The organism is Nocardia flavorosea NBRC 108225 (genome assembly GCF_001613385.1).
Lineage (GTDB): Bacteria > Actinomycetota > Actinomycetes > Mycobacteriales > Mycobacteriaceae > Nocardia > Nocardia flavorosea.
Genome location: NZ_BDCG01000008.1, coordinates 378,171 through 397,506, shown reverse-complemented (window position 1 = coordinate 397,506; position 19,336 = coordinate 378,171). Strand labels below are relative to the sequence as shown.

General features: G+C 66.4%; 20 protein-coding genes, 1 tRNA gene and 1 pseudogene. 14 read left to right on the top strand and 8 right to left on the bottom strand.

The features are described 5' to 3' along the window. The first annotated feature begins 200 nt into the window (after positions 1-200). The 9 genes from NFL01S_RS09975 to NFL01S_RS09935 all read left to right on the top strand — a co-directional run bounded on the left by NFL01S_RS09975 (position 201) and on the right by NFL01S_RS09935 (position 8,420). On the top strand, positions 201-887 hold the full coding sequence (locus NFL01S_RS09975; RefSeq protein ID WP_062973655.1) for a response regulator transcription factor: 687 nt from the start codon (positions 201-203) through the stop codon (positions 885-887). A gap of 9 nt (positions 888-896) precedes the next feature. Further along, positions 897-2,375 carry a HAMP domain-containing sensor histidine kinase gene (locus NFL01S_RS09970; protein WP_062973653.1) on the top strand — a complete coding sequence of 493 codons (1,479 nt, stop codon included), beginning with the start codon at positions 897-899 and terminating at the stop codon, positions 2,373-2,375. 172 nt (positions 2,376-2,547) lie between these two features. Beyond that, entirely contained in the window at positions 2,548-3,957 is a 1,410-nt protein-coding gene (locus NFL01S_RS09965; RefSeq protein WP_084492567.1) for a S1C family serine protease, read from the top strand. Beyond that, entirely contained in the window at positions 3,957-4,511 is a 555-nt protein-coding gene (locus tag NFL01S_RS09960) for a MogA/MoaB family molybdenum cofactor biosynthesis protein (protein ID WP_062973648.1), read from the top strand. Before NFL01S_RS09965 ends, NFL01S_RS09960 begins: the two co-directional genes overlap by 1 nt. Positions 4,512-4,526: 15 nt before the next feature. Continuing rightward, complete coding sequence (locus tag NFL01S_RS09955) at positions 4,527-4,724, top strand: hypothetical protein (protein ID WP_062973646.1); 198 nt, start codon at positions 4,527-4,529, stop codon at positions 4,722-4,724. A gap of 547 nt (positions 4,725-5,271) precedes the next feature. Next, the gene (locus NFL01S_RS09950) at positions 5,272-5,946 is read left to right on the top strand and encodes an MspA family porin (protein WP_062973644.1); all 675 of its coding nucleotides are present in this window, start codon (positions 5,272-5,274) and stop codon (positions 5,944-5,946) included. An 80-nt stretch (positions 5,947-6,026) separates the two neighbouring features. Further along, on the top strand, positions 6,027-6,692 hold the full coding sequence (locus NFL01S_RS09945) for an MspA family porin (RefSeq protein ID WP_062973642.1): 666 nt from the start codon (positions 6,027-6,029) through the stop codon (positions 6,690-6,692). A 310-nt stretch (positions 6,693-7,002) separates the two neighbouring features. Next, entirely contained in the window at positions 7,003-7,677 is a 675-nt protein-coding gene (locus tag NFL01S_RS09940; protein WP_062973832.1) for an MspA family porin, read from the top strand. A 74-nt stretch (positions 7,678-7,751) separates the two neighbouring features. Beyond that, entirely contained in the window at positions 7,752-8,420 is a 669-nt protein-coding gene (locus NFL01S_RS09935) for an MspA family porin (protein ID WP_062973640.1), read from the top strand. A gap of 188 nt (positions 8,421-8,608) precedes the next feature. Here NFL01S_RS09935 and NFL01S_RS09930 read toward each other — a convergent pair whose 3' ends face one another. From NFL01S_RS09930 to NFL01S_RS09915, 5 genes are all read right to left on the bottom strand, one after another. Continuing rightward, on the bottom strand, positions 8,609-9,541 hold the full coding sequence (locus NFL01S_RS09930) for an RNA-guided endonuclease InsQ/TnpB family protein (protein ID WP_305781585.1): 933 nt from the start codon (positions 9,539-9,541) through the stop codon (positions 8,609-8,611). Positions 9,542-9,550: 9 nt separating this feature from the next. Next, positions 9,551-9,754, bottom strand: coding sequence for a helix-turn-helix domain-containing protein (locus NFL01S_RS36825; RefSeq protein WP_245670585.1), 204 nt, complete (start codon positions 9,752-9,754; stop codon positions 9,551-9,553). 137 nt (positions 9,755-9,891) lie between these two features. After that, entirely contained in the window at positions 9,892-10,575 is a 684-nt protein-coding gene (locus NFL01S_RS09925; RefSeq protein ID WP_062973638.1) for an SAF domain-containing protein, read from the bottom strand. A 117-nt stretch (positions 10,576-10,692) separates the two neighbouring features. After that, the gene (locus NFL01S_RS34300; protein WP_084492555.1) at positions 10,693-11,016 is read right to left on the bottom strand and encodes an FmdB family zinc ribbon protein; all 324 of its coding nucleotides are present in this window, start codon (positions 11,014-11,016) and stop codon (positions 10,693-10,695) included. A gap of 403 nt (positions 11,017-11,419) precedes the next feature. Next, entirely contained in the window at positions 11,420-12,001 is a 582-nt protein-coding gene (locus NFL01S_RS09915; RefSeq protein WP_062973831.1) for a 5-formyltetrahydrofolate cyclo-ligase, read from the bottom strand. 220 nt (positions 12,002-12,221) lie between these two features. Between NFL01S_RS09915 and NFL01S_RS09910 the strand changes: the two genes are divergently transcribed. The 5 genes from NFL01S_RS09910 (at position 12,222) to NFL01S_RS09890 (ending at position 16,626) form a co-directional block, all read left to right on the top strand. After that, positions 12,222-13,187, top strand: a complete 966-nt coding sequence (locus NFL01S_RS09910) for a UTP--glucose-1-phosphate uridylyltransferase (RefSeq protein ID WP_062973634.1) — start codon at positions 12,222-12,224, stop codon at positions 13,185-13,187. Between the two features lie 37 nt (positions 13,188-13,224). After that, a complete protein-coding gene (glp, locus tag NFL01S_RS09905; protein ID WP_062973632.1) occupies positions 13,225-14,484 on the top strand; it encodes a molybdotransferase-like divisome protein Glp in 1,260 nt (419 codons plus the stop codon). 11 nt (positions 14,485-14,495) lie between these two features. Then, positions 14,496-15,146, top strand: a complete 651-nt coding sequence (locus NFL01S_RS09900) for a GNAT family N-acetyltransferase (protein WP_062973829.1) — start codon at positions 14,496-14,498, stop codon at positions 15,144-15,146. Between the two features lie 259 nt (positions 15,147-15,405). After that, on the top strand, positions 15,406-16,431 hold the full coding sequence (gene sepX, locus NFL01S_RS09895) for a divisome protein SepX/GlpR (RefSeq protein WP_063915907.1): 1,026 nt from the start codon (positions 15,406-15,408) through the stop codon (positions 16,429-16,431). 122 nt (positions 16,432-16,553) lie between these two features. After that, positions 16,554-16,626: transfer RNA gene (locus NFL01S_RS09890), tRNA-Ala, on the top strand. Between the two features lie 90 nt (positions 16,627-16,716). On the opposite strand, the pseudogene NFL01S_RS36820 reads toward NFL01S_RS09890, so the two are convergent. The 3 genes and pseudogenes from NFL01S_RS36820 to NFL01S_RS09880 all read right to left on the bottom strand — a co-directional run. Next, positions 16,717-17,140 (bottom strand): annotated as a pseudogene (locus NFL01S_RS36820) (transposase family protein); the annotation flags it as partial. Between the two features lie 126 nt (positions 17,141-17,266). Then, entirely contained in the window at positions 17,267-17,353 is an 87-nt protein-coding gene (locus NFL01S_RS37580) for a carboxymuconolactone decarboxylase family protein (RefSeq protein ID WP_210744520.1), read from the bottom strand. A gap of 143 nt (positions 17,354-17,496) precedes the next feature. Next, positions 17,497-19,143, bottom strand: a complete 1,647-nt coding sequence (locus tag NFL01S_RS09880) for an alpha/beta fold hydrolase (protein ID WP_062973626.1) — start codon at positions 19,141-19,143, stop codon at positions 17,497-17,499. Positions 19,144-19,336: the final 193 nt, after the last annotated feature.

The window sequence follows — 19,336 nt, the reverse complement described above, 5'->3', positions numbered from 1 at the left end:
CCGTGCATGTTAGCCCTGGGCAATCGGGACGTTCAGCCGGTTATACCGCGAATAAAGCGGATGATGAACGGGTTTCGCCGCATATCACAGATCGGTAATGGCCGGTCCGCCGATCGATGAATCCCCAGGTCGGCACCGCGGCGCGCGCGCCGGCCGGGGCCTCTCAGTAGCCTCTCAGTCGCTGCGGTCAAACTGGTGCAATGCGCATTCTGGTGGTCGACGACGATCGTGCGGTGCGGGAATCGCTGCGCCGTTCACTGACCTTCAATGGCTACACCGTCGATCTGGCGGTGGACGGTATCGACGCCCTGGAGAAGGCGACCGCCGATCGGCCGGACGCCCTGGTACTCGACGTCATGATGCCCAGACTGGACGGCCTGGAAGTATGCCGCCGACTGCGCAGCACCGGTGACGACCTGCCGATACTGGTACTCACCGCCCGCGATTCGGTATCCGAACGGGTCGCCGGTCTGGACGCCGGCGCCGACGACTATCTGCCCAAACCGTTCGCGCTCGAAGAACTGCTCGCCCGCCTGCGGGCGCTGTTGCGCCGCCGCATGCCCGATCCCGGAGAGATCTCGGAAACCATGCGGTTCGCCGATCTGTCCCTGGACCCGGTCACCCGGGAGGTTGCGCGCGGTGACCGGTCCATTTCGCTGACCCGGACCGAGTTCTCACTGCTGGAAATGCTGATGGCCAATCCGCGCCGGGTACTGACCCGGGGCCGGATCCTCGAGGAGGTATGGGGTTACGACTTCCCGACCTCCGGTAACGCGCTGGAGGTCTATATCGGCTATCTGCGCCGCAAAACCGAGGCCGACGGGGAACCCCGGCTCATCCACACCGTGCGCGGCGTCGGCTACGTGCTGCGCGAAACGCCTCCGTAAGCCCGGGATATGGCACGTACCCCCCGCTCGGCGGCCAAGAAACATACGGTGGCGACGCTCGGCCGGCCCTGGCCCGACGAACCACCGCCCATGCGCCCGCCGACCCCGTTGACACGCACCGTTTCACTGCGCTGGCGGGTCACGTTGCTGGCGGCTTCGCTGGTGGCGATCTTCGTGGCGATCACCTCCATCGCGGCCTACGCGATGGTCGCCCGGGAGCTCTACGGTCAGGTTGACGCTCAGCTGCATGCCCGCGCGGCCACCATGATCAGTGGCGATATCGACGATATGGCGTTCCAGTCTCTCGGCCTGGCCACATTGTTCTCGAACGATATCGGCGTTGCGCTCATCTATCCGATTCCACCGTCGGGGGCGGAGAAACCGGGGACCTTCCCCGTCTACCTGCCGCCGCAGCCCACCACACCACCCATCGGCACCGAAGAGGTCGCGGTGGCACAGGGCACACGGGAATCGTCGCTGCGCACCTACAACAGTCAGCGGGTGCTCGCCGAGCGGATGGACTCCGGGGTCACCCTGGTCATCTCGCAACGGCTCGAACCCACTCGCGAGGTACTGGACCGATTGGCCTGGCTGCTGTTCGCCGTCGGGGCCTGCGGGGTCGTGCTCGCGGCGGGTGCCGGTACCACCGTCGGGCGCACCGGGTTGCGGCCGATCGCGCGTCTCACCGCCGCGACCGAGCGAATCGCCCGTACCGATGATCTGACCCCCATCCCGGTCACCGGTGACGACGAACTCGCGCGGTTGACCGAGAGTTTCAACACCATGTTGCGGGCGCTCGCCGAATCCCGGGACCGGCAGCGGCGGCTGGTCGCCGACGCCGGTCACGAACTGCGGACTCCGCTGACCTCGTTGCGCACCAATACGGAATTGCTGATCGCCTCCAGTCGCCCCGATGCTCCGGCGATACCCGAGGAGGATATGGCCGAACTGCGCTCGGATGTGGTGGCGCAGATCGAGGAACTGTCGAACCTGGTGGGCGATCTGGTGGACCTGGCTCGCGAGGACGCCCCGGAGACGGTGTACGAGCGGGTCGATCTCGGTGAGGTCACCGAACGTGCGCTGGAACGGGTCCGTCGCCGCGGTGCCGTGGCCTTCGACGCCGAACTACGGCCATGGTTCGTCTACGGCCACGAAGCCGCCCTGGAACGGGCGATTCTCAATGTGCTCGACAATGCGGCGAAATGGAGCCCACCCGGTGAACCGGTCCGGGTGCGGATGGCCGAAACGGGGCGCGGGCTGCTGGAACTGTCGGTCGCCGATGCCGGTCCCGGGATACCTCCGGCCGAACGCGAACTGGTCTTCGAGCGCTTCTACCGGACAACGGCGTCTCGTTCCATGCCCGGTTCGGGGCTGGGCCTGGCCATCGTGAAACAGGTGGTCACCAAACACGGCGGTACGATTGCCATCGACACCTCCGATCGCGGCGGTGCGATGATCCGGATCGTATTACCCGGCCAGAGCCAGTGATCTGCCTGCTCTTCGACCGAACCGGATCCCCGGCCCACCCGGGGCGCTCGCCGAACCCCCGACGCAACCACCGGTCGTGCCGAAGGCGCCGCCGAAAACACACACCAATCTCAGATGGTTCTCAGTCGTGTTCGGCACCCTGGACAGGGAATATGAGCAGAATAGAGAGACTATGACCGAGGATTTCACCAATCGGCCGGACCGGCCGGAAGAAGGACCGGTGCCGCCCTCGAACTCGCATCCCCAGCCGGGTGTGGTCCATGACCCCGGCGCCCCCGCGCCGCCGGGGCAGGCCGGCACAGCCCAGTATCCGGGTGAGCAACCGTTTCCGGGTCCGCGACCCGGCGATACGGCCGCGTACCCGGCGATGGGCCATCCGTACGGCGCACCGCCCCCTCCCGGCGGGCCGCCGCCCGGCGATACCGGGCAGTTCTACGCCGGCCCGCCCCCCGCGCCTCGGAAGAGTTCACTGCGTACCGGGCTGGTGGCCGGTGGGATCGCGCTGGCACTGGTCAGCGGTGGCGTAGGTGGTGTGGTCGGTGCCCTGGTCACCGATTCCGGTAGCCGGCCCGCGGCGACCAATGCGCTCGATGCGCCGGTGCCCGAAATCAAGGACGCCGCGAACGCGCCGAGGGGGTCGGTACAGGCTGTCGCGCAGGAAGTCACTCCTTCCGTCGTGATGATCGAGGTGGCCAGTAACCGCGGGCAGGGCGAGGGGTCCGGAGTGGTGCTGTCCTCGGACGGGCTGATCCTGACCAACAACCACGTCGCGGCGGGTGGCGGCGCCGGGGGCGATATGCGGGTGACCTTCGCCGACGGCAGTACCGCCGCGGCGACCCTGGTCGGTGCCGATCCGGTATCGGATCTGGCGGTGATAAAGGCGCGCGGGAAAACGGATCTGAAACCGGTCGAGCTGGGCAGTTCGGCCGGTCTGCAGGTCGGGCAGCCGGTGGTGGCCATCGGCTCGCCGCTCGGTCTGGCCGGCACCGTCACCACCGGGATCGTTTCGGCGCTCAACCGCCCGGTCTCGACCACCGGTGAAGGTGGTGGTGACCCTACTGTGCCGAATCCGGTGATCGACGCCGTCCAGACCGATGCCGCGATCAATCCTGGTAACTCGGGTGGCGCACTGGTCGACAGCGAGGGCCGGCTGATCGGTATCAACACCGCGATCGCCAGCCTGGGTTCCTCGGGTGCGGCCGGTCAGCAGAGCGGTTCGATCGGGCTCGGGTTCGCGATTCCGGTGGATCAGGCGCGGCGGGTCGCCGATGAACTGATCAAGACCGGTCACGCCACGTACGCTCAGATCGGGATGACCGTGCAGCGCGACGAATCCATACATGGAGCGCGGATACTCGAGGTCACCCCGAACGGCCCGGCGGCACAGGCTCGAATTCCGGCGGGCTCGATCGTGACCAGGCTCGACGATCGTACGATCGACTCCGGGGATGCCCTGGTGGCAGCGGTGCGTTCGAAACAGCCCGGGGACAAAGTGCAAGTGACGTACACGGATCGGCAGGGCGGTGGTTCGGAGACGGTCGAGGTGACCCTCGCCGCCGCCGCGGTGGAAGGAGCACGGTGATGCAATTGGTGACCGGGGGCGGCCACGCCGCGACCGATATCGGCGCTACGGTGAGCGGTATGGAAATCGATGCTCCTGTGGCGGGGCGCGCACTGGTGGTGGTCGTCGACGATCGAACGGCACACGGCGGCGAGGATTCGCTGGGGCCGTTGGTCACCGAACTGCTCACCGAGGCGGGGTTCCTGGTGGATGCGTCCGTTTCGGTGGAGGCGGACGAGGTGGCGATCCGGAACGCCTTGAACACCGCGGTGATCGGCGGTGTGGATATCGTGATCTCGGTCGGTGGTACCGGGATGTCGCCGCGTGATGTCACGCCCGAGGCGACGGCCGAGGTTCTCGACCGGGACCTGCCCGGGATCAGCGAGGCGCTGCGCGCATCCGGCCGGGTGGCGGGGTCGCTGGACGCCGGTCTTTCCCGCGGCCTGGCCGGTATCTCGGGTAGCACCCTGGTGGTGAACCTGCCGGGTACGCGGGCCGCTGTCCGCGACGGTATGGCCACCCTGGGGCCGTTGGCGAGTCGTGTCATCGGCGAGCTGTCCGGTCTGCTGGAGTGAGCCGGGGCATGCGGTATGAGTGAAGGGGAGACCCCCGAGGTCCCCCGCCGGGCACGACGCCGGGCGGGGGATATCGCACGTGCGGATCGCGTTTTCGGTCAGGTGCTGCCGAGTACTACGCGCGATGAATGGGACGACGGTTCGTCAATGGACCGCGACGGTGACGATTGGCTGCGCTCGCAGGTTCCGCCGCATCACGGGGATGCGGGCTGAAGCGTAAAAAGCTTGGCGCTCAACACATTCGGTTATATTGCGATACGGGTTCGCTATCTCCGGAGGGTAACGGGGTAGATTTTCGGGCCAATTGTCCAGAACTGGACTCGCAAGAATTTCGACAATGCGTATCCGGGGGGTGCGCGTCTTTTATTTCTTCCATGCGCCGATGGGGCGATCTGTTTACGGACTTTTACCGTTTCTGGGTGGGGGGACGGCATCTCTGCTATGGGAAGTGACCTGCACGTGCGTGCTTCGCTATACGTAGATGTGAAATAGATCACATCAACGTATAGCGAAAAGAAGCTTTGTCCAACCTGTTATCGACCGCTTGATCTCGGTGCGTCGACCGCCGCAAAGGCGGTTCGGCGAGCTTGCAATACGGGGTCAGCCGGTCGCTTTCGTGTGCATTGTCTGTTTTTGGGTGTTGCACCGAAATAACAACGGGTCACCTGTAGGTAACAAACGAGCGAAACACTGGTCTGAGCCGGAGAGCGGTGTGTCCGAGCTCGAAGGTCTGCTGTTTGTCCGAATGATGAGGGGAAATATGAGCGAGAACCGCACCGACGGTGTACGTACTGGCGCCAGGATCGCGGGTATCGGTGCCGCGGCCGCTGTCGCCGTTGGCCTTCTGTCGGTGGGCGCTGCCAGTGCCGATACCTTCGTGCCGCTACCGGACGGCCAGAAAGCCGGCCCGGGTGTCACCATCTCCCGCACCGGTGAGCATGCCGTTATTTCGCCCTCCATGGCCGCCAACGGCGCGGGCCGGGTCGTGTGGGTTTCCGGTAACGCGATCGCCGACGTCACGGCGACGCCCGAAGGTGAACCGGGTCCGAACAACGGACCGACCGGCGCGGACGGCACCAACAATTCATCCACCCACGGAGCCTCACAGCTCAACACCGGTTATATCGTCGGCTGCCAGGTCAGCGTCGGCGACGAGGCGATCGGTCTGGGCGGATCTCTCGGTTTGAGTCTCGACGGCGGAAACGTCGGCGGATCGGTCGGGGTGGAGGTGGGCCCGGGCGAGGTGAAATTCGTCCAGATCGACTACAAGGACATCACCAAACCCGGCAGGTACTCCGTCGAGTATCAGGACGCCGAAATCGAGATCCAGGGTTGTGCGGGTTACGCGCAGGCGCGGTCGTACACGGTGGTCGAGATCATCGGCGACCACTACTCGAAGACGACCCTGTACGGCCAGCCGTTCAGCATCGGCTGAACCGCCCGGTCCGTCCCGTCGTATCGAAACGAACCTCGTCTCGCGTCGATTCGCGAGCTTTCCCCTCGAAGGGTCCAACCATGATCAACCGAAACAAACTGGTGCGCTTGGCCGGTGTCGGCGCCGCTGCCACTCTCGCCCTGGGGCTGTTCTCGACCGGAGCCGCCCATGCCGATACGTTCGTGCCGCTGCCCGGCGGTGAACTGGTCAAAACGCTGTCCGACGGCACGGTGGTGACCGTGCGCATGGTCGGCGAATCGGCCACCATCAGTCCGTCGATGGGCGCTACGCCGGTGCATCGCAACGCGTGGGTCTCCGGTAGCGCGCAGGTCGAGATCGCCGGCGGCGAAGACGTAGGCGGCAAGATCTACCCCGGCTATGTCGTCGGCTGCCAGGTCAATATCGCCGGCGGCGGAGCCGAGGGCGGTGCCAGTGCCGATATGGATACCGAAGGAAATGTCAGCCCCAGCGCAGAAACCGGCGCCAACCTGACCATCGGCCCCGGCCAGGCGAAATCGTTCTACGTCCTCGATATCGAGAAGCCCGACGACTACGGCGACGAGGACCACGCCACCAACAACAGCTTCGGCGGCAACACCGGTTCGGTCACCTGGTCCGACCAGACCATCGGCCTCAACGGCTGCGGCGGCTACGCCCAGGCGCGGTCGTTCATCAGCGTCGAGGTGGAGACCGAAAATGTGATCAGTTACGTGACCCTCTGGGGTCAGCCGTTCAGCCTCGGCTGATAACCGATCGAACGCTCCCGGCACAGAAACAGGCCCGTCGCAGCAGCGGCGGGCCTGTCCCGTGTACGGCAGGCCGGTTATCTGTTGCCGGCAGTTTCCCCAGCGTCGGTCACCTTCTGGTTACCTGCGAATCATCCGTATGCCACACCGAATCGGTGGCGCGGTAGCCGAGTGTTCACCGGCTGTGTGGTTTCGGGTTCATCTAGTGGCTACAGCCGTAACTCAAGCTCTATGGAGCCTGTTCTCGGGCCGCCCCGGCATCGATCGCTGCGAAGTCGGGTGTCGCTGTAAAACCTTGATGAGGGGAAATATGAGCAAGAACCGCACCACCGGTCTGCGCCACGGCGCGCGCGCCCTGGGCGTGGGCGCTGTCGCCGCTGTGGCCATGGGTCTGTTCTCCACCGGTGCCGCCAACGCGGACACCTTCGTTCCGCTGCCGGACGGTGAGAAACTGGGCCCCGGTGTCAAGATCACCCGCACTCACGAGAGCGCGCTCGTCTCGCCGTCGATGGCCGCCAATGGTGCGGGCCGGACCGTGTGGGTCTCGGGCAACGCCACCGCCGACGTCTCGGTCACGCCCGAGGGCGAAGCCGGGCCGAACAACGGCCCGACCAATGCGGACGGCACCAACAACTCCTCCACCCACGGTGCCTCGCAGCTCAACACCGGTTATATCGTCGGTTGCCAGGTGAGCATCGGTGAAGACGCGATCGGCCTGGGCGGGTCCCTCGGCCTCACCCTGGACGGCGGCAGCCTCGGCGGCTCGACCAGCCTCGAACTCGGCCCCGGTGAGGTCAAATTCGTCCAGATCGATTACAAGGACATCGAGAAGCCCGGCGTCTACTCCGTCGAATACCAGGACGTAGAGATGGAGATCCAGGGCTGCGCCGGCTACGCGCAGGCTCGCGCCTACACCGTGGTCGAGATCATCGGCGACCACTACTCCAAGACCACCCTCTACGGGCAGCCGTTCAGCATCGGCTGACGCGCTGACACCGGTCGAATTCACCCCACCAACTCTCGCTGTAGCGAATTCAACCCCAGAGGGGCATATAACACATGTTCACCCGTAAGAATCTGGCGCGCCTCGCCGGTGTCGGCGCGGCCGCCTCGGTCGCGCTGGGCCTGTTCTCCACCGGCGCCGCCAACGCCGACACCTTCATTCCGCTGCCCGGCGGCGAAATCGTCAAAACCCTCTCCGACGGCACCGTGGTGACGGTCCGCATGGTCGGCGAATCCGCCAACATCAGCCCGTCCATGGGTTCCACCCCGGTGCACCGCAACGCTTGGGTGTCCGGTAGTGCCCAGGTCGAGATCTCCGGCGGCGGCGAGGATGTCGGTGGCAAGATCTACCCCGGCTACGTCGTGGGCTGCCAGGTCAACATCGATGGCGGTGGTGCCGAAGGCGGCGCCGACGCCGAGATCGATTCCGAAGGCAGTGTCACCCCCTCGGGCGAGGTCGGCGGCAACCTGACGCTGGGCCCCGGCCAGGCCGATTCCTTCTACGTGCTCGATATCGAGAAGCCGGACGACTACGGCAACGAAGACCACTCGACCAACAACAAGTTCAAGGGCAACAGCGGTTCGGTCACCTGGTCCGATACCACCATCGGCCTGAACGGCTGCGGCGGCTACGCGCAGGCGCGGTCCTTCGTCAAGGTCAAGGTCGAGACCGATAACGTCATGTCCGTCGTGACGCTGTGGGGTCAGCCGTTCAGCCTCGGCTGACAGGCCACGCCTCGTTTCCCGGCCGGGCAAGCCCGCATCGGCCGGATCGGCTACCCGGAGGGCCCCTCGCGCAAATGCGCGGCGGGCCCTTTTCGGGTTTGACTTCCTCCCGGCCGTGAACGGCCGGGATTCCTCCTGAACCACATGGTTCTCCGGTGGGTTCCTGCTTCACCGAGGCGAACCGTCCGCTACGCGGCCGGACTTACCGCCCCTCCACAAGCGTTTCGACTCTCCGCAAGCCCTGCGGCGAGAATATTACGAGCAGCATTCACATCACGATCATGCACAGCACCACACCCGCACGCCCACTCCCGCACATGCAACGGCTTCGCGTCTCCGACCACCCCGCACACCGAACACATCCGGGTCGAGGGAAACCAGCGATCCACCCTGGCAAAGGTACGGCCGTACCGGCGAGCTTTCTCCTCCAGCATCCGGGTGAACATGGCCCACCGGGCATCGTGCACCGATTTCGCCAGCTTCGTACGAGCGAGACCTTTCACGCACAGGCCCTCCACGAATATCGCTCGGTTCTCGCGAATAATCCGCGTGGAATGCTTATGCGCGAAATTCCTGCGCGTATCGGCCACCCGGGCATGCGCTTCGGCGACCTTGATCCGGGCCTTCACCCGATTTTGCGAGCCCTTCTCTTTACGAGACAGACACCGTTGCGCCTTCTTCAACCGGCGCTCGGCCTGCCGCAAAAACCTCGGACTGTTGATCTTGCGCCCGTCCGACATGACCGCGAACGTCGTCAGTCCCAGATCGATACCCACCTCGGTGTCGACCTCCGGCAACGTCTGATCCTCGACCGCGACCACGAACGACGCGAAATACCGGCCCGCCGAATCCTTGACGATCGTGACCGACGACGGCTCCGACGCCAACTCCCGCGACCACGCAACCTTCAGTTCACCGACCTTGGCCACGTACAGCTTCCGATTCGCCCGCACACCGAAACCGTTGCGGGTGAGCCGGATCGCTTGGCGATGGTCTTTCCGGGATCGGAACCGGGGTTTGCCGAGTTTCGGGCCTTTGCGTTTCCCGGACAGCGAGTCGAACCAGTTCCGATACGCGGCACGGGCGTCCTGGCAGGCCTGCACCAGCACCACCGACGACACACCTGCCAGCTACGACCGTTCGGGACTGCGTTTGGCTTCGGTGACCACCCGCCGCTGAACCTCGGTATCCGACAGTTTCACCTCGGCCGCATACGCGTGTTCGCGGGCGCGGAGGTTGTCGTTGTACACAACGCGCGCGCACCCGAACGTTTGAGCCAGCGCGACCTGCTGGTCCGGCGTCGGGTAGACGCGGAAGTTGTACCGAAGCTGCACCCGCACACGGTAACAACCGCCACCGACAGTAATGATGGGAAGCGGTTCTGATCGCCACAAACCTCGGGCCCTGATTGCGAAGCGGTTGATGCGGCATCCCGGCCCTGGAGGACCGGGCTTGCACGCTACGTTTCACGTCAATGGAAGATCACCGTGAGCGCGCTGTTCAGGGAGGCCGCGGCGACTGCGGCCGCGCGCCGCGCTTCGAGGGCCACCAGTACCACCGGCTCGGCCCGGCCCGCGCCCGGCTCGGCAGCGGGTTCGGGAACCAGCACCACCGCGGCGTCCTCGGCCAGTGTCGCGGCCAGCGCCGGGTCCGTGGTGTCGACGGCGACAACGTCCACCCGGTCGCCGGCGCGCAGGATTTCGGTGATGGCGGAATCGGCGAGCCGTATGGGCACGATGCGGGCATTCCGAGATCCGGTCGCCACCTCGGCCAGGCGTGGACCGACGATCCGGACATCGGTGAGTACCTCGCCGGGGCGGAGTGCCGCGGTGAGGACCGCACCGGTCAACGCGGCCGGATCGGTCTCCGCGCCGTCGGGCGCCGCGCCCGGTGGCAGCCGTGCGAGCCGGAGATCCGCGGGCGCCAGCAGATGGCCGGGAGCGAGGTCACGGGCGGCCACCACCACGGAGATACGGGCGCGTTCGGGATCCTCGCGGAGGAAAAGTATGGCAGCCGCGACGGCGCACAGACCGGCGAGGATTCGCCGCACCAGCACCGTATCCGCCCACGGCGGCCGGTTGGCGAACGCGTCACGCCAGGTTTCCCCGGATCCGAGCCGGGCGCGGGTTGAGGAGGGCTGGCGTAGACGACTCATAGGCCGAGCGTATGGGCGGAAATTCCGCCTCGGCTCGGCCGTGGGCTGATTCTGGACAACACGCGGGCTGTGGATGAATCAGCGCGCGGGGCACCGATCCCGGTGCCGGGTATTCGCTCAGCTGGCCGCGGCGGCCGGTGCCGACGAAGTACCGGACGAGCCGGAGGAACTGGAGGAGCTGGACGAACTCGCGGAGCCGGAATCCGAGGAACCGGACGAGCTCGAGCTGTCCGATTTTGCCGGTTCGCTGGCCGACGATGCCCCGCTGCGGCTATCGGTCCGGTAGAAGCCACTGCCCTTGAAGACGATGCCCACCGAGTTGAACAGCTTGCGCAGCGCTCCGGAGCACTCCGAGCACACCGTGAGTGCATCATCGGTGAACGACTGAACGATATCGAAGCGGTTGTCGCACTGGGTGCACGCGTATGAATAGGTTGGCACTGGGTCCTCCGCGGTATTCGAGAATTAGCACTCTACAGGCCACAGTGCCAACAGTGCCAATTGCGGATTGATTCCCGCAGGTACGAGGGTGTGCCGAGGGTCTCGGCAGCGAGGTGATCCGCCCTGGGCCGGGGTCGGGTGAACCTGATCTTCACCCGGTGCGTCATCGGCGCCGGCGCAAATAGTGCGGATGCCCGGATCGGGACGTGGTCAATCGTGGTCCCGGGGTAACTCCTGGTCACCGGGGAGGTCTGGGGGCAGACCATCCGTGACGGGCGTGGCTGTAATTTCGGAGACGCTCCGTGTCTCGAGGGTGGGGCCCTGTTGGGCCGGTTCTTCACTCCTCCGCTTCGCTCGACCGCTCCGTCGCTCCCGAACCGGGCGGGCCCACCCATTGTGGTGATCACAGGCGAGTGTTCAGGCGGGTCGGTCCGGCGGTCGGGGTGAGGGACCAGGGGATGCGGATGTCGTGGGGTTCTTCGGGTAGGTGCTCGACGACTTCGTCGTCGCGCACCACCACCATCAGGCGTGCGGCGGGGTCGGCCAGGCCGAGCGTCCGGTCGTAGTATCCGGCGCCCTGTCCCAGTCGTACACCGCGCCGGTCCACCGCCAGGGCGGGAACCAGGATCAGCCCGGCCGTGGCGACAGCTTCCGGTGGCAGCACTGGGCCTTGCGGTTCGAGGAGGCCGTAGCGTGCGGGGCGCAGAGCGTCCGCACCGGTGTATTCGCCCCAGTACAGCGGGCCGGCTTCACGGGTCACCGGCAGCAGTACCCGGCTCCCTGCCACCCGCAGCGCCTCGGCGATCGCCACCGACCCGGGTTCTCCGCGGACCGGAACGTAGGCGCATACCCAGCCGGTGTCGCCCAGCCGGCCCGCTGCCGCCGCGAGCGCGGCGGACTCTGTGGCGCGCACCGAGTCCAAGACCTGCAGACGCCGGGCACGGATCGTCGCCCGCCAGGCCTGCTTGTCGATCTCCTCGGGCATCCGCACGGCGACCACCCTATGCGCCGGGTTCCGCGCCGTCGGATTACATCCGGCATGGCGTCGGTTCGCCGGGATTCGGCACAGTCGGCCGCGACCGGTCGAGCGTAGATCTGTCCACGCGGGGCCGGACGTATCGGCCGAGCGGCCGAAACCCGGGTGCGGGAGGCGCGCCGATATAGACAGCCGTTTGAACGGGGAGCACCGTGGATAGGGTGTGTATATGACAGCAGAGGCCGCAGTGCAGGGGAACGGGGAAGCACACCCGTCGAAACCGGAATTCCGGACGGCCGTCGTACCTGCGGCCGGGCTGGGGACCCGATTCCTCCCCGCCACCAAAACCGTTCCCAAGGAATTGCTGCCGGTGGTCGACACCCCGGGCATCGAACTGGTGGCCAGTGAGGCGGCCGGATCCGGTGCCGAGCGGCTGGTTATCGTGACCTCGCCCGGCAAAGACGGGGTCACCGCGCATTTCGTGCAGGACCTGGTGCTGGAGAGTACTCTTGCCGAGCGCGGGAAATTCCAGCTGCTGGAGAAGGTGCGTAAGGCGCCGGGGCTACTCGATGTCACCTCCGTCGTGCAGGAGGAACCGCTGGGGCTCGGGCATGCGGTGGCCCAGGCCGAAGCGGTGCTCGACCCCGATGAAGAGACCATCGCGGTGCTGTTGCCCGACGATCTGGTGCTGCCGTGCGGGGTGCTGGATGTGATGAACCGGGTCCGGCGTAAACGCGGTGGATCCGTCCTGTGCGCCATCGATGTCCCGAAGGATCAGGTCAGCGCGTACGGCGTTTTCGATGTGGCGCCGGTGCCCGACGCCGTCAACCCGAACGTGATGCGCGTCAAGGGTATGGTCGAGAAGCCGAGCCTGGACGAGGCGCCGTCGACCTACACCGCTGCCGGTCGTTATCTGCTCGACCGCGCGATCTTCGACGCATTGCGCCGTATCGGCCCGGGTGCCGGTGGGGAACTGCAACTCACCGACGCGATTTCGCTGCTGATCGACGAAGGACATCCGGTACACGTGGTTGTCCACCGTGGGTCGCGCCACGACCTGGGTAACCCGGGCGGCTATCTTCGTGCTGCGGTGGATTTCGCGCTGGAGCGGGACGAATACGGTCCGGCGCTACGCGAGTGGCTCCAGCACCGGCTGAGTCCGGACTGGGATCCGCAACTCACCGTGGACGAATGAGATCGCCTGCGCCGGCGAGGACATCGGGAAGGGCTGGATGCGCTCTGTCGAGGATCAGCAGATCAAAGTGACGGCCGCGGCCGTCGCGCCGCGACCGGTCCGGGTCGCGATATCCGAGGCCCAGGGGCTGCTCTGCGCCGAGGATGTGGTGACCGAACGGCCGCTGCCGGGGTTCGACCAGGCCGCGATCGACGGGTACGCCGTGCGCAGTGTGGATGTGGCATCCGCGGGCGCCGATATTCGCGACGAGGACGGCGAACTGGTCGATCTGACTCTGCCGGTGGTCGGTGAGGTACTCGCCGGCTCGCGCCAGCCCATCCGGCTGCAGCCGCGGCAGACTGTCCGAGTGGCCACCGGGGCGCCGTTGCCCACCCTCGCGGACGCTGTACTGCCGCTGGATTTCACCGACGGTGGCCGGGGACGGCTCAAGGTGTACGAACCGGTCCGGTCCGGCGACTATGTGCGCCGCGCAGGTGACGATGTGCAACCCGGCGATGTGGCCGTGCGGGCGGGCACGATTATCGGGCCGGCCCAGGTCGGGCTACTGGCCGCGGTGGGGCAGGACAAGGTACTGGTGCATCCGCGCCCGCGGCTGTCGGTGATCTCCATCGGGGAAGAACTGGTCGATATCGACCGGATGCCCGCGCCCGGGCAGGTCTACGACGTGAACTCCTATGCCCTGGCCGCCGCCGCACGCGATGCGGGCGCGGATGTGAACCGGGTCGGGATCGTCGACGCCGACCCGCGCCGGCTGCGCGATGTGGTCGAGGGGCAGCTGGTGCGCGCCGAGGTGGTGGTGATCGCGGGTGCGGTCGGCGGCTGGGCCTCGGATCAGGTGTGTGAAGCACTGGAAGGTCTCGGCGAACTGGAGATCGCGCGGGTCGCTATGCACCCGGGATCCGTTCAGGGATTCGGCCGGCTCGGCCGCGACGAGGTGCCGACCTTCCTGCTGCCGTCGAATCCGGTGGGCGCCCTGGTGGTTTTCGAGGTCATGGTGCGGCCGCTGATCCGGATCGCGCTGGGCCGGCGGCAGCCGATGCGCCGGATCGTGCGTGCCCGCACGATCACTCCGATCCAGTCGATGGCCGGCCGCAAAGGCTATCTGCGGGCCCAGCTGATGCGCGACGAGGCCACCGGTGAGTACCTGGTGCAGCCACTGGGCAATATCGCGGGAGGCTCGTCGCATCTGCTGGCTGCGATGTCGGAGGCCAACAGTTTGATCGTGGTCGAGCCCGACGACACCGAGATTCGCACCGGTGACAAGGTTCGAGTCGCGTTCCTGGCACAGCGCGGCTAGAAGTGGAGTCCATGAACGTATTCCGGGCTACGCAGCATCCCGGGTGGCCCGCGCATCTGGGCCCGGTGCGGGTGGGGGCCGGCGCGGTCACCTTGCGGCCGGTGCGGTTGCGGGATGCCGCTGCGTGGAGCCGGATCCGGTTACGAGAGCACGACCATCTGGAACCGTGGGAGCCGACGGGGCGGGGCGCCTGGGAAGCGCGTAACCATCCGTCGAACTGGCCGCCGTTGTGGTCGAGCCTGAAGGCCGAGGCGCGGCGCGGGGCGATGATTCCGCTGGTGATCGAGGTGGACGGCGCGTTCGGCGGCCAGCTCACGGTCGGCAATATCGTGCGCGGCGCACTACGTTCGGCGTGGATCGGGTACTGGGTCACCCGGGACCTGGGTGGGCGGGGGGTGGCGACCGCGGCCCTGGCATTGGGGCTCGATCACTGTTTCGGCCCGGTCGGCTTGCATCGGGTCGAGGCCACTGTGCGCCCGGAGAATCTGGCCAGTCAGGCCGTGCTGCGCAATGTCGGCTTCCGCGAAGAAGGGTTGCTGCGTAGGTATCTCGATGTGGACGGGGCCTGGCGCGATCATCTGCTTGTTGCCATGACGGCGGAGGAACTGTCCGGCAGGGTGGTCGACCGGCTGGCCCGGGAAGGGCGGTTGACGCTGCGCTGAACCGGCTCCCGGAACCGGCCTGCTCGGTGTCGCGCTGGTGGAAATGTGACTCATGTGGCGTATGTGCACGGCGCGCCTGCCGTGCTGTACCCCTACTCGGAATTAACCTACGGACGTCGGTGGTGCGCCTCGCGCCATCGGCGGGAAGCTCGTACCACGATCTGCGAGACGTGCCCGCGGGGAAGAACTCCGGCGTCGGGACGCACCGGTCATGGCGTGGGCTGCGACGTTGACCATGCGGACGGAGGTGCTGACGACGATGGCGAACTCGATCCTGTGGATCGGCCTGGTCGTGGTGTGGGTCTTCGTCCTGTTCCCTATCCTGGCCGACCGGCATCCGCGGATCCGCCGGACAACGGACACCGCGCTGGCTACGCGGGTACTGCATCGTGGAGATTCCAAACGGCGCAAGAGAAGTGGGTATGTCCGCAAAAAGCGGTCCGGCCGGCCCTATCGAAAGCGTCACCACGGCAACGATGCGGAGGATCGCATGACCACAACAGCCGAGGAGACCGTCACCGAGGCCGACGAGAAACTACCGCATACCGACCCCGGCGACGAACCGGCCGATATCTTCGACGATATCGAAACCCCAGAGGTATCCGGGGGTCACCCGGATACCGGAGAAGATGAGGAAACGGAACCGGCCGGCGATACTGCCGCCGAAACCGAACCTCTCGGCGGAGACATGATGGACACCGCGCCGGCCAGGATACCGCCGGTCCGCGCCGGCACTCGGCGTGCGCCCGGGCCGGAAGAGCCCGGCGACGACGAGGGTGATTTCGTGCCCACCCGGCGCGGACGCGGCGGCTACGACCCCGAAGCCGACGCCATCGCCCGCGCCGCCCGTTACACCTTCCGGCAGCGCGCCGTGGTCGCCCTCATTCTCGGCACGGTGCTCTGCGGTGGTCTCGCCGTGGCCATCGGCCCACTCTTCTGGTGGGGATGCGGCGGCGCACTGCTGTCGTTGGTCACCTATCTCGGATACCTGCGCAAGCAGGTGCGGATAGAACAGGAGATCCGGCGCCGGCGCAGCGCTAGGCTGGCCGACCGCGCCCGGGACCTCGACGGTGAGCCCGAGGAGACCGCGGAGTCCGCCCCGGCGGCCGCCCGGCCCGGTATGGACCGCGATACCGCCCGCGCCTTGCGGCGTCGCTCGCAGCTGCTCGAACCGGACGACGAAGACCCCGTCTTCGAGCACCTGGACGCCTATGACGCCAGCATCGCCCGGACGGTGCGCCACCGCGCCAGCGGCGGCGATATCCGCCGCGCCGCGGGGGCGTGAACGGGATCGGATGGTGCTGTCCGGTCAGCCCACGTAGTCGAATAATCGCAGGTCAGAACCTCGATTCGGTGTAATGTCACCTGATTTGCTAGAGTGACACAGCGCGGTTCGCAGAGCCGTATGGGGCTATAGCGCAGTTGGTAGCGCGTCTCGTTCGCATCGAGAAGGTCAGGGGTTCGATTCCCCTTAGCTCCACAAATTGAGAGTTGTCCGAACCGGGCTTCCGGGGCGCCGACCGACGGTTTACCGCTGGTCAGCGCCCCGGAGGCATTTGTGGGGGCGTTGACGGGGTGTCGTGGTCCGTGCCGGGTGTCGCGCGGCCGGCCATGTGGCGAGGGTGTCGGATTTCAGCAGCCGGGCGCCGGTGAGTCCGGCCAGTTCCCGCACCACCGATTGTACTTGCCAGGTCAGGTGTGGCGTGCGGCGCTGGTAGCGTTCCAGGACACCGGCCATCTGTTCGCGAAAGGTGCTGCAGCAGTCAGCCGTCGGACACACCAGTCACCGGACCTGCACGTTCACGGTCACCGGACGCCCGTCGAGCGGCATATCGGTCACCGTTCGCCAGTGATAGCCGTGGACCCGTGTAGACCCGGCACCGCATCCCGGACATTCGCCAAGGCCGTCGGGCGTCCGCGCCCACACCACGACCCGACGACCCCTCGTCGACCACATCCTCCACCACCAGCGGCGACAGCCCTGGAAACGCCATGGTGGCGGGCGCATTCACCTCACACGCCGGAACATCGTGCCGTCGAGATCATCGACATACCACTCAAGTGCGACAGAGCCAATTCCGACACTCAATCCGGCGCCGCCATGTCGGTAGCAGGTCCAGCTACTGCTGCGCTATCCCGGCCCGTCTCGCCTCGCGCGAATGCAGATCTACGCAGTACGCGCACCTGTTGATCTGTGAAACCCGCAGTTGGATGAACTCGGACCGAGAGTCCGCTCAACGACGCCGATTCTCGAATCGCCGATGCGAACGCGTCCGCGGCCTCCCATGCTTCGGACACGACCTTGTCCGAGGATGGACGCGGGTGGCTAAATTTCCGCTCTCCAGTACATCTAACGTGGCGCGATGTGCGTCGGATCCGTGAACATGGGGGTTTCGGTGGTGTGCTCGGCGTTCTCGTCGAGCGGTGTCCACGACTCGTATGTGACCCGCTCGAAAGGCAACGGTTTCCCCATGGCGACGATCGTCCGCGCGGGCCGATCGCCGCCGAGCAGGAAGTCGATCACCGGACGGTCCACCTCCGCGGTGCCGTAGGGGAAGACACCGTGGACGCTCTCGTTGTCGACTGCGATCAGGCTCGTGTTCGGCAGCCCGGTGCCGGCCGCCCGCCCCTGTTCGAACGGCGTCATCGAGTCGAGCTCACTCTGCAGGATGATGGTTTGCGGGAAGCTGTCGTCCGGTGTCGGCATCGTCGAGTCGGTCGGCCAGAACGCGCACGTCGGCGTGACCAGTAGCCCGAGCTGCGCCGACAACGGCGCGAGGGGTGCCGTGCGCTCGTGGAACTTCTCCCAGTAGTCGAGACCTTGTGTCCACTGCCCATCGGTGCAGGCGGTGAACTCGATGACATAGTCGAACGTGCCCCGGATCGGTTTCCCGGGCTGTTCGTGACTTGTCGCCGCCAGCCCGGCGAGCCTATCATGCGCGGCGGCGATCAGGTGGTCGGGCAGGTCCACCTGATCGATGATGCGGGCGGCCGATTCCGCGGGGCCGATCGACTCCGCCGGAGCTTCGGCTTCGGCGATGATGCTTGTCACGAGGCTCCCCGCCGCCGGATACCCGAGGGGGTTCGAGAATGCCACGGGGCCGTTCACCGCGTTCCAGGCATAGCGCGCCGCGAGTGTTCGCTCGGGCGTGCTTGTCGCCGAGAAGTATCGCCGCCAGATCGCTTCCGGATCCGACCCGAGCCCGAAGGTCGCGTTGTTACGCGCGATCCAGTTCATCATGTGGAGGCGGAATTGGCGGTCGCGGCCCTCGTGGGCCGAGTTGTACAGGGCCTGAATGGATTCCTGGGTCGAGTCCGTCGCGGAGTCGAGGACCATCCGCTCGATGTTGTCGGAGAAGAGGCTGCCGTACCAGGTACCCAGCCAGGTGCCGTACGAGTAGCCTATATAGGTCACCGTCTCGAGTCCGAGAAGATGGCGGATGAAATCCATATCATAGGCGGCCTGTTCGGTTGTCATCGTCGCCACCTCGGGATCCTGCGAGCATGCCTCGCCGATCGCCCGCGCGGCAGCCGACGGCCCGTCGGCCGGATCGTATTCGTATTCGCATTCCGCGTGGCTCGACCGGCCGAGGCCACGCTGGTCGAAGCTGACGTAGTTCGTCCTCGGGCGCAGCTGCGGGGTGTACATCTGGACAGCGGTGCTGTAGGACAGCCCGGATGCGTACGGTCCACCCGGATGCGTGATGACCGTGGTGTGATAATCGGGGTCCGAAGAATCGATGTTGCGCGCCTGTGAGATGCGAACATCCCAGGTAACTTCCGGATCCGGATTCAGCCAGTCCCGCGGCACCTTCATCGTCGCGCACTCGACATTGGACACGTCCGCGTCCGGAAGGGGCGGGCCGTCGTCGTTGAAATCACAGCCCTCCCAAACCAGCTCCTGATCGGCGAGCGGGCCCGCCAGTGCTGCGACGTCGGGTGTCACCGTATCGCCGTTTTCCGTCGCCGCTGTGTCATCGCGACCGGTCCAAGCCACGATCGAAACTGTCGCCAAGGCAATGGCGGTCACTACCGCGACCGCGACACCCGCAACCAGTGGCCTCCTTCGACGGCCACGCTCAGCGCTGGACAAGCTTGATTCACCCTGAGACATGTTCTGATCTCCTGGTCGGCTCGAGATAGGTCACGGCAGATAATGGAGCAGAGAGCACGACATCGGTGTGACGGCG